Annotated in this window: 11 protein-coding genes and 1 pseudogene; 11 read left to right on the top strand and 1 reads right to left on the bottom strand. The window is 74.8% G+C overall.

Translation table 11 applies throughout. The annotated features are described in order from the left end of the window. The 6 genes and pseudogenes from ABZY33_RS29020 to ABZY33_RS28995 form a co-directional block, all read left to right on the top strand. Nucleotides 1–202, top strand: a pseudogene (locus ABZY33_RS29020) (hypothetical protein); the annotation flags it as partial. A 359-nt stretch (nt 203–561) separates the two neighbouring features. After that, complete coding sequence (locus ABZY33_RS29015; RefSeq protein WP_356494651.1) at nt 562–1,746, top strand: amidohydrolase family protein; 1,185 nt, start codon at nt 562–564, stop codon at nt 1,744–1,746. A 168-nt stretch (nt 1,747–1,914) separates the two neighbouring features. After that, nucleotides 1,915–2,574: a YceI family protein gene (locus ABZY33_RS29010; protein WP_356494650.1), complete on the top strand. Its 660-nt coding sequence runs from the start codon at nt 1,915–1,917 to the stop codon at nt 2,572–2,574. Nucleotides 2,575–2,800: 226 nt separating this feature from the next. Further along, a complete protein-coding gene (locus tag ABZY33_RS29005; RefSeq protein ID WP_356494649.1) occupies nt 2,801–3,145 on the top strand; it encodes a putative leader peptide in 345 nt (114 codons plus the stop codon). Between the two features lie 167 nt (nt 3,146–3,312). Continuing rightward, nucleotides 3,313–4,530, top strand: a complete 1,218-nt coding sequence (locus tag ABZY33_RS29000; RefSeq protein ID WP_356494648.1) for an LLM class flavin-dependent oxidoreductase — start codon at nt 3,313–3,315, stop codon at nt 4,528–4,530. A gap of 21 nt (nt 4,531–4,551) precedes the next feature. After that, nucleotides 4,552–5,925: an NtaA/DmoA family FMN-dependent monooxygenase gene (locus ABZY33_RS28995; RefSeq protein WP_356494647.1), complete on the top strand. Its 1,374-nt coding sequence runs from the start codon at nt 4,552–4,554 to the stop codon at nt 5,923–5,925. Nucleotides 5,926–6,008: 83 nt separating this feature from the next. Here the strand turns inward: ABZY33_RS28995 and ABZY33_RS28990 are convergent, their stop codons facing one another. Next, the gene (locus ABZY33_RS28990) at nt 6,009–6,572 is read right to left on the bottom strand and encodes an NADPH-dependent FMN reductase (RefSeq protein ID WP_356494646.1); all 564 of its coding nucleotides are present in this window, start codon (nt 6,570–6,572) and stop codon (nt 6,009–6,011) included. Nucleotides 6,573–6,703: 131 nt separating this feature from the next. Between ABZY33_RS28990 and ABZY33_RS28985 the strand changes: the two genes are divergently transcribed. The 5 genes from ABZY33_RS28985 (at nt 6,704) to ABZY33_RS28965 (ending at nt 11,509) form a co-directional block, all read left to right on the top strand. Further along, nucleotides 6,704–7,384, top strand: coding sequence for a helix-turn-helix domain-containing protein (locus tag ABZY33_RS28985; RefSeq protein ID WP_356494645.1), 681 nt, complete (start codon nt 6,704–6,706; stop codon nt 7,382–7,384). A 153-nt stretch (nt 7,385–7,537) separates the two neighbouring features. Continuing rightward, complete coding sequence (locus ABZY33_RS28980) at nt 7,538–8,632, top strand: glycosyltransferase family 1 protein (protein WP_356494644.1); 1,095 nt, start codon at nt 7,538–7,540, stop codon at nt 8,630–8,632. Further along, nucleotides 8,629–9,696, top strand: a complete 1,068-nt coding sequence (locus ABZY33_RS28975; RefSeq protein WP_356494643.1) for a glycosyltransferase — start codon at nt 8,629–8,631, stop codon at nt 9,694–9,696. Before ABZY33_RS28980 ends, ABZY33_RS28975 begins: the two co-directional genes overlap by 4 nt. Beyond that, on the top strand, nt 9,693–10,709 hold the full coding sequence (locus ABZY33_RS28970) for a glycosyltransferase (RefSeq protein WP_356494642.1): 1,017 nt from the start codon (nt 9,693–9,695) through the stop codon (nt 10,707–10,709). Before ABZY33_RS28975 ends, ABZY33_RS28970 begins: the two co-directional genes overlap by 4 nt. Further along, nucleotides 10,694–11,509, top strand: a complete 816-nt coding sequence (locus ABZY33_RS28965) for a galactosyltransferase-related protein (protein ID WP_356494641.1) — start codon at nt 10,694–10,696, stop codon at nt 11,507–11,509. The genes ABZY33_RS28970 and ABZY33_RS28965 overlap by 16 nt, the downstream gene beginning before the upstream one ends. Nucleotides 11,510–11,538 lie beyond the last annotated feature (29 nt).

The following is an 11,538-nucleotide window of genomic DNA, read 5'->3' as shown; positions in this document are numbered from 1 at the left end:
TTTCCTCTCGGCTCCCCCCCCTCTCTTCCCCTACCTCCGCTTTCTCCTTCCCGCCGCCCCGGCCGCCGCGCTCGCGTCCTTCCCCGTCGCCCTCCAGCGCTGGAGCACGAGCGACGCGGCGCGGGACCCGGTGACCCTCCTCGACGATGCCTTCGCGGTCATCGCCGGTTCGCTGGACGGGCGGTCAGAGGCTTCCGCGTAGGGGCGCGCCGGGCGGACCTCTTAAGGAAGGGTGCGCGGAGCGCCGGGCGGGCGGGGTACGAGTCCTGCCCGGACCCGGCACCCGTACCGCCCCTGATCTGCTGCGACGCGAGGCGGTGGCCAGGGCCCGCGGGGCCGGGGCCGTACTGCGCTGCCCCGGTGACGAACCCCGCCGAGCCCCAGGACCCCCAGCCGGCCGCACCGGACGCGGGTGCCGTGGGAAGCGGGCGGCGCGGAGCACATCGACGAGGTCCTGCACGCCAGGGCGGCCGCCCCGGTCCGGTAGGCCGGCGCCCGCCGGTGCGGCGAGCCGGTACGTTGCCGGGGACCGCCTTGCCGCACCAGCGAAAGCGAGCCCCCATGCTGCTCACCGCCGCTCACGTCCTGGCCGGGGCCGACCGGCGCCCCCTCGCGGACGGGGCCGTCCTGGTCCGCGACGGTCTGATCGCCCGGGTCGGCCCGCGGGAGGAGGTCGCGCCCCTGGCCCGGCCCGACGAACCCCGGCTCGCCTTTCCGGCCGGGACGCTCCTGCCCGGCCTGATCGACGCCCACGTCCACCTCTGTTTCGACGGCGGCACCGATCCGGTGGCCACGCTGCAACAGCAGGACGACGCAGCCCTGTTCGCGGCGATGGCCGAGCGGGCCGGGCAACTGCTCGGCGCGGGCGTCACCACCGTCCGCGACCTCGGCGACCGGGGCGGCCTCGCGCTGCGCCTGGCCGCGGCCGTCACCGCGGGCGAACTCCCCGGCCCGCGCATCGTCTCCGCGGCGGCGCCGGTCACCGTGCCCGGCGGGCACTGCTGGTTCCTCGGCGGCGAGGCCGCCGGCAGCGACGAGGTACGGCGTCTCGTGCGGCGCAACATCGCGGCCGGCGCCGGGGCCATCAAGGTCATGGCGACCGGCGGCCGCCTCACCAAGGGCGGCGCCCAGAGCTGGGAGTCCCAGTTCACCGCGGCCGAGCTGGCGGTCGTCGTCGACGAGGCGCACGACGCGGGACTGCCGGTCGCCGCCCACGCGCACGGCGCCGACGGCATCGCCGCCGCGGTCGCCGCCGGGGTCGACACGATCGAGCACTGCACCTGGATGACGTCCACCGGGACCGAGCTCCGCGCCGACGTGCTCGACCGGATCGTCGACCAGGGCATCCACGTGTGCCCGACGGTCAGCCCGCACTGGCGCCGCCTTCCGCAGGTCTTCGGCGCCGCACGCACCGAGGCCATGTTCGACGCCGTCCGGCGGATGGCGGCGGCCGGGGCCCGCATCGTCGCGGGCACCGACGCCGGGGTGCAGCGCGCCGGCTTCGACGGGACGGCCGCCGGCCTCGGCTTCTACGCGCATCTGGGCGTGGAGCCCGACCGCGTCCTCGCGATGGCCACCACCGAAGCCGCCCGCGCCCTCGGGCTCGGCGACGTGACCGGGCAGCTCACGCCCGGCTACAGCGCCGACCTCCTCGTCGTCGACGGGGACCCGCTGGCCGACCTCGGCGCGCTCACCGACGTCGCGGCGGTGATCGCCGCGGGACGGCACCTCCCGCTCGCGGAGTGACCGGGTGTGACGGCCGGCCACCCCGGAGTGGCTCCGCTTTCGTGTCGATCCTGTGCATCTTTGCGGGCTGCTCCATGGAACCCGGACGAGGCCTCTCATCTCGCTCCGGGGCGCCCGCCGCTTGCGTGATAGCACGGGATGATCAGACCCGAAGGAGACGACGACATCATGGGAATCTTCAGCCGTCGCCCGACCGCGACCCTCGAGCCGATGCCCGACGCGGGCCCCGCCACGCCGTTTCCGGCCGCCGCGGCCGCCGCGACGGCGCTCGACCCCGCGCTGCGCGCGCTGACCGGCGAGTGGACCATCGACCGCCCGCACAGCCGGGTCGGCTTCTCCGTGCGGCACGCCATGGTCACGACGGTGCGCGGCGCCTTCGCCGACTACGACAGCACGCTGTACTTCGACGGCGCCCGCCCCGCCGCGTCGCGCGCCGAGATCGTCATCCGGGTCGCCAGCGTCGACACGGGCGTCGAACAGCGGGACGCCCACCTGATCGGCAAGGACTTCTTCGACGCCCAGCGCCACCCGGAGATGGTCTTCCGCAGCACCTCCACGGTCCACGAGGGCGGCGAGTCCTTCCGGATGGCGGGCGACCTGACCATCCGCGGCGTCACCCGCCCCGTCGAACTGCAACTCGACTACCTCGGTTCGGTCCTGGACCCCTTCGGCTTCGAGCGGGCCGGCTTCGACGGCACCACCACCATCGACCGCACCGACTGGGGCCTGGTCTACAACCAGCGGCTGGAAGCCGGCGGCACCATGGTGAGCGAGAAGGTCCGGCTCCAGTTCGACATCTCCGCCATCCGGGCCGCGCCCCTGTCGTAGCCCTGCCAAGACCCGGCGCCCTCCCCGGCCTGACGTCGGCGGAGGGCGCCGCCCGGTGGTCCCGCCACGGATTTCACACGCCCGCAACGTCCCTGGGCCGTCCGCCTGTTAGACATGGACGGGTGGGTGCGCGCCGCGCGGGAACAGACGGCGCCGCGCGCCTGCGGTGAGCGACGACGAACCACGCCGGGGGGCACCCGCCCGGCGCCACGGACGGAGGTGGGACATGGCACACACCCTCGCCCCCGGCCGCCACGCACCCGCCCCCAATCCCTACGCGCTCGTCCTCGGCCCCCACGCGCTCGCCCGTGGCCGCAATGCGCCCGTCCTCGGCCGCCACGCGCCCGTCCCGGGTCCCCACGCGTTCGTCCTCGGCCGCCACGCGCTCGTCCCAGGCCCCCAAGCACCCGCCCCCGGCCCCCGCACGCTCGCCAGTGGCCCCCGCACGCTCACCCCCGGCCGTCGGCGTGCGCTCTGCCCCCGCGCCCTCGCCCCGCGTCGCCGCGTCCGCCTCCACACCCGGCCGTACGTCGATCTGCGCCGCCTCGCCGGCGCGCTCTGTCGCGGCTGACGAGGCCCGCTTCCGGCCCACGCATCCCCCGACGACCCGACGGGGGACCGGCGTACGCCCCTGAACGGCCTGCCCCGACCGGGCTCCACGCTCCTCCCCGCTCCCCGCGTCCCGCGCTCGCGCGCAGGACGGCGCCCCCGTACGGACTCCCAGGAAGGCACACCCCTGTGTCCTCACGCCCCACTCCCGCGCTGCATCTCGCCGTCGCCCTCGACGGCACCGGCTGGCATCCGGCCTCCTGGCGCGAGCCGGTCGCCCGGCCCCGCGAGCTGTTCACCGCCGCCTACTGGGCGGACCTGGTCGCCGAGGCCGAGCGCGGCCTGCTCGACTTCGTCACCTTCGAGGACGGACTCGGCCTCCAGTCCTCCGACCTCTTCGCGCCCGACGGCCGCACCGACCAGGTCCGCGGCCGCCTCGACACCGTCCTGCTCGCGGCCCGCATCGCCCCGCTCACCCGGCACATCGGGCTGGTGCCGACCGCCGTGGTGACGCACACCGAGCCGTTCCACCTCTCCAAGGCGATCGCGACCCTGGACTACGTGAGCACCGGACGCGCGGGCGTGCGCGTGAAGATCTCCGTCCGGCAGGACGAGGCCGGTCACTTCGGCCGCCGCGCGTTCCCGCTGCTCGATGCCGAACACCTCGCGGAACAGGGAGAGTTCATCACCGACCTCTTCGACGAGGCCGCCGACTACGTGGAGGTCCTGCGCCGGCTCTGGGACAGCTGGGAGGACGACGCCGAGATCCGCGACGAGGTGACCGGCCGCTTCGTCGACCGCGGCAAGCTGCACTACATCGATTTCGAAGGCCCCCGCTTCAGCGTCAAGGGCCCCTCGATCACGCCCCGGCCGCCGCAGGGCCAGCCCGTCGTCACCTCCCTGGCCCACCAGCGCGTCCCGTACCGGCTGGTGGGCCGCCAGGGCGACCTCGGCTACGTCACCCCGCGCGACGCCGACGACGCCCGCGCCATCGTGGCCGAAGTGCGCGCCGCCCAGCGGGACGCGGGCCGCGCCGGGGAGCTGCTGCACGTCTTCGGCGACCTCGTCGTCTTCCTCGACGACGACCCGGCCGCCGCGCGCGCACGCCGCGAGCGGCTCGACGGCCTCGCCGGGACCCCGTACACCAGCGACGCGCGGATCTTCGCCGGTTCGCCCGTGCAACTCGCCGACCTCCTGCTGGAGTTGAGCGCCGCCGGGCTCACCGGCTTCCGGCTGCGGCCCGCCGTGGTCGGCCACGACCTGCCGGCGATCACCCGCGGCCTCGTCCCCGAACTCCAGCGCCGGGGCGCCTTCCGCCGCGCCTACGAGGCCGACACCCTGCGCGGTCTGCTCGGGCTCGGCCGCCCCGCCAACCGCTACGCCGCGACCGCGACCGCGACCGCCTGAGCCGGACGGAGAACGTACGACATGAGCAAGCCCCGCAAGCAGATCCATCTGGCCGCCCATTTCCCCGGCGTCAACAACACCACCGTGTGGAGCGATCCACGGGCCGGCAGCCACATCGAGTTCAGCTCGTTCGCACACTTCGCGCGGACAGCCGAACGCGCCAAGTTCGATTTCCTCTTCCTCGCCGAAGGGCTCCGCCTGCGGGAACAGGGCGGAGAGATATATGACTTGGACGTGGTCGGTCGCCCCGACACCTTCACCGTCCTGGCCGCGCTCGCCGCCGTCACCGAGCACCTCGGACTGACCGGCACCATCAACTCCACGTTCAACGAGCCCTATGAGGTGGCCCGCCAGTTCGCCACCCTCGACCACCTCTCCGGCGGCCGCTCCGCCTGGAACGTCGTCACCTCCTGGGACGCGTTCACCGGCGAGAACTTCCGCCGCGGCGGCTTCCTGCCCAAGGACGAGCGGTACTCGCGGGCCAAGGAGTTCCTCGCCACGGCCAACGAACTCTTCGACTCCTGGCGCGGCGACGAGATCGTCGGCGACCCGGCCACCGGCGTCTTCCTGGACGACGCGAAGGCGGGCTCGTTCGTCCATACGGGTCAGCACTTCGACATCCAGGGGCAGTTCGACGTCCCGCGCTCCCCGCAGGGCCGGCCCGTCGTCTTCCAGGCCGGGGACTCCGAGGAGGGCCGGGAGTTCGCCGCGTCCGGCGCCGACGCGATCTTCAGCCGGTACGCCACCCTCCAGGAGGGACAGACCTTCTACGCGGACGTCAAGCGCCGGCTGGCCGCGTACGGCCGCACGCCCGACCAGCTCAAGATCCTGCCCGCCGCGACCTTCGTCCTCGGCGACACCGACACCGAGGCCGAGGAGCTGGCCCGTGAGGTGCGTCGCAGCCAGGTCAGCGGGGCCACCGCACTCAAGCACCTGGAGTTCGTCTGGAACCGCGATCTGAGCGGCTACGACCCGGAAGGCCCGCTGCCCGACGTCGACCCGGACGTCCGGGACCAGCACATCGCCGAAGGGCGGGCCCAGGTCCGGATGTACCGGGACCCGCTGGCCACCGCCCGTGAATGGCGCGAACTCGCCGCGGCGAACCGGTGGTCCATCCGCGACCTCGTCATCCACACCGGCAACCGGCAGACCTTCGTCGGCTCGCCCGCCACCGTCGCTCGCACCATCGACGACCTGGTCCAGGCGGACGCCGCCGACGGCTTCATCCTCGTCCCGCACCTCACCCCCGGCGGCCTCGACGCCTTCGCCGACCAGGTCGTCCCGCTCCTCCAGGAGCGCGGCGTCTTCCGCACCGCCTACGAGGGCCCGACCCTGCGCCACCACCTCGGCCTCGCCCACCCCGACGACGTACAGCACGCGCGGGCAGCCTCGTGACACACCCCTCATGACACACCGCCACGCGCGAGAGCGGCCCGGGCCCATCGGGGCCCGGGCCGCTCCCGGAAATGCGGGGGAGATCAGGCGGCGACGGCGTCGCTCGCGTGGCTGTGCAGCCGGGAGAGGATCTCGGTGAGCTGCTCGACGACCTCGGTGTCCTCCGAGGGGTGCGTCTCGGCGAAGCGGGTCAGCGAACCGGGGATGGAGAGCTTGACGTCCTCCAGCACCGTGCCGCCGGCGATGCCCACGGACTTGCGGACCTCGTCCTGCGCCCACACGCCGCCGTACTGGCCGAAGGCGGTGCCCGCCACGACGACGGGCTTGCCGCCGAAGGCGCCGGCGCCGTACGGGCGGGACAGCCAGTCGATGGCGTTCTTCAGGACGGCCGGGATCGTGCCGTTGTACTCGGGCGAGAAGAACAGGAACGCGTCGGCGCTCTGCGCCGCGGCGCGCAGCCGGGCCGCGGCGGCCGGGACGTCGCCCTCGACGTCGACGTCCTCGTTGTAGAAGGGGACGTCGGCGAGGCCCTCGAACAGCTCGACCTCGGCACCCTCCGGGGCCAGCTTGACGGCGGCCTCGGCGAGCTGGCGGTTGTGCGAACCGGCACGCAGGCTGCCGACGAGCGCAAGGATACGAACGGACATGGGGGCTCCAAGGTGCTGAGGCGAGACTCTGACGGTGTACGGGCGGTACTCCGATGGGCTTCCATCGATCCGGACCGGGGTCCGTTTAGTTTCTACCACCCTAAGCGGACCGCGGTCCAGTTCTCCCCGGAATGCTTTACGCTGAGTTCATGTCCTGCAGCCCGCCGCACCCCCCGGAGCCGCCGCCCCACCCGGCACGCGAGCCGGAGCTGCTCGCCATCGGCTCCGCCGCGGACGCCTGCGCCGGGCTGCGGGCCGACGCCGCCCGCAACCGCGCCCGGCTCCTGGAGGCCGCCGGCCGCCTGGTCGCCGCCCACGGTCCCGCGGGCGTCACGATGGAGGCCGTCGCCGCCGCCGCGTGCGTCGGCAAGGGCACCGTCTTCCGCCGGTTCGGCGACCGCACCGGCCTGCTGACGGCGCTCCTCGACCACACCACGAAACAGTTGCAGGCCGACCTGATCGGTGGCCCGCCGCCGCTCGGCCCCGGCGCGCCGCCCGCGGAGCGGCTGCACGCGTTCGGCGTCGCGGTCCTGCGCTGGACGGCCGACCAGCTGGAGCTGCACCTGGCCGCGCAGCCGGAACCGGAGCGCCGTCTCGCCCACCCCTCGCACCGGGTGCTCGCCACCCACGTCACCATCCTGCTGCGCGAACTCGTCCCGGCGGCGGACTGCGCGCTCCAGGCCCAGGTCCTCATGGGCTACCTCGACCCGGCCGTCCTGCACTACCTGACGAAGCAGTGCGGGATGCCGCTGGAGCGCCTGGAGGCGGGCTGGACCGACCTCGTCTCGCGCGTCACCGGCGCGCCCGCCTGAGGGTGCGGGGACCGGTCCACCGCTGCGCCGCCCGGCCTCGCGAAGACCACGGCGCCTCGGTGGCGCTCCGTGACCGTGCCCTTGCTCGACGTGCGTGAATACGCGGGCCTCCAGACACTGGAGGGACGCAGTGGACCGCACCGAGGAGGCGTCGTGAGCGCACATCTGTCCTTCCCCGAACCGGTGTCACAGGGGATCAGGGTCGCTTCGGTGCCCGCGGGCCACGTCTACGTACGGCACATCGCCGCGCCGCGGCCCGACGGCGTCACGCGCCTGGCGGACCCCCGCCCGAACGGCGCCCCCAGCACCTCGCAGCGCTGGTGGCCGCCCGTGATGCTCGACCCGGCCTGGGTCGACGCCCACCACCGGGAGTTCGACCTCTTCCACCTGCACTTCGGGTTCGACGCCCAGCGCCCGGACCAGCTGGCGGCGCTGGTGGACGCCCTCAAGACCCACGGGAAGCCGCTCGTCTACACGGTGCACGACCTGCGCAACCCGCACCAGCCGGACCCGGCCGTCCACGACGCCGCCCTCGACGTCCTCGTCCCGGCCGCCGACCGGCTGATCACCCTCACCGCGGGCGCCGCCCACGCCCTGCACGGCCGGTGGGGCCGCACGGTGACCGTCCTGCCCCACCCCCACGTCGTCGAACTGCCGCGGCTGGACCGCGCCCGGCCGCCGCGGCAGGGATTCCGGGTGGGTGTACACGCCAAGAGCCTGCGGGCGAACATGGCGGTCCTGCCCGTCGTGCGGGTCCTCGCGGAGACGGTCGCCGAACTCCCCGCCGCACAGCTCCAGGTGAACGTCCACCGCGACGTCGCGGACCCCGACTCCCGCTCCTACGCGGGGGAGTTGATGCCCGCCCTGCGCGACCTCGCCGACCGCGGCCGGCTCACCCTCACCGTGCACGACTACTTCGACGACACCCAGCTCTGGGAGTACCTCGAATCGCTGGACCTGTCCGTGCTGCCCTACGTCTTCGGCACGCACTCCGGATGGCTGGAGGCCTGCCACGACCTGGGCACCGCGGTCGCCGCACCGGACTGCGGCTTCTACGCGCAGCAGCGCCCCTGCCACACGTACGGACACACGCAGGAAGGCGGCCTGGACGAGGAATCCCTGCGCAAGGCCGTCCTGACCGCCTTCGAGGAGAGGCCCGCCCCGAAAGCGACCTTACGCCGGCGTGGAGGGGAGCGCGTGGAGATCGCCGCCGCCCACCGCGCCCTCTACACGGACGTGCTCCGATGAGCGCCCTGCGGGTCGCCCTCATCGCGTCCGCCCGCCATCCGATCGCCGAGCCGTTCGCCGGCGGGCTCGAAGCCCACACCTGGGGCCTCGCCCACGCGCTGACCGGCCGCGGCCACCACGTGGAACTCTTCGCGGCGCCCGGCTCCGACCCGGCGCTCGGCGCCCGCGAACTGCCCGTGCACCGCGTCGTCCTGAGCCGGGCGGCCCGGTCGGACGCCAGCATGCCCGGCGCCGCCTGGGTGGAGGAGCACCACGCGTATCTGCGGCTGATGCTGGACCTGGCACGCGACGGCGAGCACCGGTTCGACATCGTGCACAACAACAGCCTGCACTACCTGCCCGTCGCCATGGCGCCGGCCCTGCGCGTGCCGGTGATCACCACGCTGCACACGCCTCCCACGCCGTGGCTGGAGTCCGCCATCCAGACCCACGACGCGACTCCCGTGACCTTCGCCGCCGTCAGCCGGTTCACCGCGTCCGCCTGGCGCCCCCTGGTCCCGGCCGCGCGCGTCGTGCGCAACGGCGTCGACACCGGCTTCTGGCAGCCGGGACCCGGCGGCAGCGACCTGGTCTGGTCGGGTCGCCTCGTCCCCGAGAAGGGCCCGCACCTGGCGATCCGCGCGGCCCGTGCCGCCGGGGTGCCGCTGAAGCTCGCCGGGCCGGTCGCGGACGAACGCTACTTCACCGAGCAGGTCGAGCCGCTGCTCGGGGACGGCGCGCAGTACGTCGGCCACATCGACCGGCACGGCCTCGCCCAGCTGCTCCGGACGGCGGCGGCCGCGCTCGTCACCCCCAGCTGGGACGAGCCGTACGGACTCGTCGTCGCCGAGGCGCTGGCCTGCGCCACCCCGGTCTGCGGCTTCGACCGCGGCGCCCTGGCGGAGATCCTCACCCCCGACTGCGGACTCCTCGCACCCCCGGGCGACGTCCAGGCGCTCGCGGACCTCATCCCGCGCGTCATGCGGCTCGACCGGCGGGCCGCCCGCGCGCGGGCGGAACAGTTCTGCGCCCTGGACCGCATGGCCGACGCCTACACGGCCCTCTACGAAGAGGTGGCCAGGTGATCGGCTACTACGTGCACCACCAGGGGCGCGGCCACCTGCACCGCGCCCAGAGCATCGCCGCGCACGTGGACGGCCCGGTCACCCTGCTCTCCTCGCTGCCCCGCCCGGCCGCGTGGCAGGGGCCCTGGGTCTCCCTGCCCGCGGACACCACCGACGCGCCGCGCGACCCCACGGCGCGGGGACGGCTGCACTGGGTGCCGCAGCACCACCCGGGCCACCGCGAGCGCATGGGGCTCATCGCCGAGTGGATCAGGCGGCGGACCCCGTCCCTGTTCGTCACCGACGTGTCCGTGGAAGCCGCGGCCCTGGCCCGGCTCATGGGCGTCCCCGTCGTCGTGACGGCCATGCGCGGGGACCGGAGCGACGCCGGGCACCGGCTCGGCTACGACCTGGCCGACGCGCTCGTCGCCCCCTGGCCGGCCGCCCTGCCCGAACCGGGCTGGCCCGACTCCTGGCACCGCAAGACCCTGTACACCGGAAGCATCTCGCGCTACGACGGCCGGCCCCGCCCCCCGGCCGGCGACGACGCCCCCGGGCGTGACGAAGTGGTCCTGATGTTCGGCGCGGGCGGCAGCGACCTCCCGGCCGGCGCCCTGCACGCGGCGCGGCGCGCCACACCGGGCTGGTCCTGGACCGTCCTCGGCGGGCCGCAGGCCGCCTGGACCGACGACCCCTGGCCCGTGCTGTGCCGCGCCCGCGTCGTCATCACCCACGCCGGACAGAACGCCGTCGCCGAGTGCGCCGCCGCCCGCGTCCCCGCCCTGGTCATCCCGCAGGACCGCCCCCACGGCGAACAGCACGCCACCGCCCGGGCGCTGGACGCGGCGGGCCTCGCGACCGTCCGCGCGACCTGGCCGGCCGCGCGGGAGTGGCCCGCGCTGCTCGCGCGGACCGCCGCCCGGCCGGACCGCTGGGCGCAGTGGTCGTTCGGCGACGGGGCGGTCCGCGCGGCGCGGCTCCTCAGCGAGCTGGCCCGCACCTCGACCGGGCGGGCCGCATGCGTACCGCGGTGATCACCCTCGCGGCCGGCCGGCACAGCCATCTGCTGCTCCAGCAGGACGGCCTCGCGCGCGGGGCGCGCACCCCGGACCAGTACGTCGTCGTCGCGATGGCCGATCCCGGCATCGCCCCGCTCGTCGCCGGGCGCAAGCCCCCGGCCCACGTGGTCACGGTTCCGCTCGCGGACGGGCGGCTGCCGCTGGCCGCCGCCCGCAACGAAGGAGCCGCCCAGGCCCTCGACGGCGGGGCGGAACTGCTCGTCTTCCTCGACGTGGACTGCGTGCCCGGCGCCACCTTGCTGGACCGGTACGCCGACGTGGCCGAGGACGGCGCCCTGTTGTGCGGGACCGTCGCCTACCTGCCGCCCCCACCGCCCACGGGGTACCGCCTCGCCGACCTGCCGGACCTCGCGCCGCCCCACCCGGCGCGGCCGGCCCCGGCGGCGGACCGGGTGGAGCGCGGGGGAGACCCGACTCTCTTCTGGTCGCTCTCCTTCGCCCTCACCGCCCGCACCTGGGAACGGGCCGGCGGGTTCTGCGAGGAGTACACCGGATACGGCGGCGAGGACACCGACTTCGCCCGCACGGCCGCCCGCCGGGGCATCGGCCTGTGGTGGGTGGGCGGCGCCCCCGCCTACCACCAGTACCACCCGACCCGGCAGCCGCCCGTCCAGCACCTCGATGACATCCTGCGCAACGGAGCGCTCTACCACCGGCGTTGGGACACCTGGCCGATGGAGGGCTGGCTGCGCGCCTTCGCGGAGCAAGGGCTGGTGGTGCACGACCGGGCCACCGGCACCTGGCGCCGCGCCTGACCACCCCGGCCCGGCGCGCACGTGTACCG

The sequence above is a fragment of the Streptomyces sp. NPDC006552 genome (assembly GCF_040611655.1).
Lineage (GTDB): Bacteria > Actinomycetota > Actinomycetes > Streptomycetales > Streptomycetaceae > Streptomyces.
Note: the sequence above shows the minus strand (reverse complement) of the source record. Positions and strands in the feature narration are given on the sequence as shown.

What these genes read in the sequence shown, in the direction of transcription:
- ABZY33_RS29015 (WP_356494651.1), top strand. Translation starts at nt 562, where the DNA reads ATGCTGCTCACCGCCGCTCACGTCCTGGCCGGGGCCGACCGGCGCCCC.
- ABZY33_RS29010 (WP_356494650.1), top strand. Translation starts at nt 1,915, where the DNA reads ATGGGAATCTTCAGCCGTCGCCCGACCGCGACCCTCGAGCCGATGCCC.
- ABZY33_RS29005 (WP_356494649.1), top strand. Translation starts at nt 2,801, where the DNA reads ATGGCACACACCCTCGCCCCCGGCCGCCACGCACCCGCCCCCAATCCC.
- ABZY33_RS28995 (WP_356494647.1), top strand. Translation starts at nt 4,552, where the DNA reads ATGAGCAAGCCCCGCAAGCAGATCCATCTGGCCGCCCATTTCCCCGGC.
- ABZY33_RS28990 (WP_356494646.1), bottom strand. Translation starts at nt 6,572, where the DNA reads ATGTCCGTTCGTATCCTTGCGCTCGTCGGCAGCCTGCGTGCCGGTTCG.
- ABZY33_RS28985 (WP_356494645.1), top strand. Translation starts at nt 6,704, where the DNA reads ATGCTTTACGCTGAGTTCATGTCCTGCAGCCCGCCGCACCCCCCGGAG.
- ABZY33_RS28975 (WP_356494643.1), top strand. Translation starts at nt 8,629, where the DNA reads ATGAGCGCCCTGCGGGTCGCCCTCATCGCGTCCGCCCGCCATCCGATC.
- ABZY33_RS28965 (WP_356494641.1), top strand. Translation starts at nt 10,694, where the DNA reads ATGCGTACCGCGGTGATCACCCTCGCGGCCGGCCGGCACAGCCATCTG.